This is a genomic window from Streptomyces spiralis (assembly GCF_014654675.1).
Classification (GTDB): Bacteria; Actinomycetota; Actinomycetes; order Streptomycetales; family Streptomycetaceae; genus Streptomyces; species Streptomyces spiralis.
In genome coordinates, this window is sequence record NZ_BNBC01000155.1 from 1 (window position 1) to 719 (window position 719).

General features: G+C 66.6%; 1 protein-coding gene. It reads right to left on the bottom strand.

All coding sequences use genetic code 11. From position 1 onward, the window contains the following. The coding region (locus IE318_RS44460) for a phosphoglucose isomerase-related protein (RefSeq protein WP_506005431.1) at nt 1-719 on the bottom strand (719 nt) is incomplete at both ends.

Below are 719 nucleotides of genomic sequence, written 5' to 3' on the forward strand. Positions count from 1 at the left end.
GTTGGACTCCATGTCCAGCTGCTGGAGATAGGCGGTGAACTTCGACAGGTAGTGCGAGTAGGGCAGCACCGCGTGCGTCTGCGCGTCGTGGAAGTTGCCGTACCAGACGCCCAGCAGGCCCAGGATGAGCGGGGCGTTGGACTCGGCGGGGGCGTTGCGGAAGTGTTCGTCGACGATGCGGAAGCCGTCGAGCATCTCCCGGAACCGGTCCGGGCCGATGGCGATCATCAGGGAGAGGCCGATGGCCGAGTCGTAGGAGTAGCGGCCGCCGACCCAGTCCCAGAACTCGAACATGTTGTCGACATCGATGCCGAACGCGGCGACCTTCTCCGTGTTCGTCGACAGCGCCACGAAGTGCTTGGCGACCGCCTTCTCGTCGCCTCCCAGTCCCTTCAGGAGCCAGGAGCGCGCCGAGGTGGCGTTGGTGATCGTCTCGATGGTGGTGAAGGTCTTGGACGCGACGATGAACAGCGTCTCGGCGGGGTCCAGGTCGCGGGTGGCCTCGTGCAGGTCGGCGCCGTCGACGTTGGAGACGAACCGGACGGTCAGGTCGCGGTCGGTGTAGGGGCGCAGCACCTCGTACGCCATGGCCGGGCCGAGGTCGGAGCCGCCGATGCCGATGTTGACGACGTTGCGGATCCGCTTGCCGGTGTGTCCGGTCCACTCCCCGGAGCGGACCCGGTTCGCGAAGTCGCTCATCTTGTCGAGGACCGCGTGGA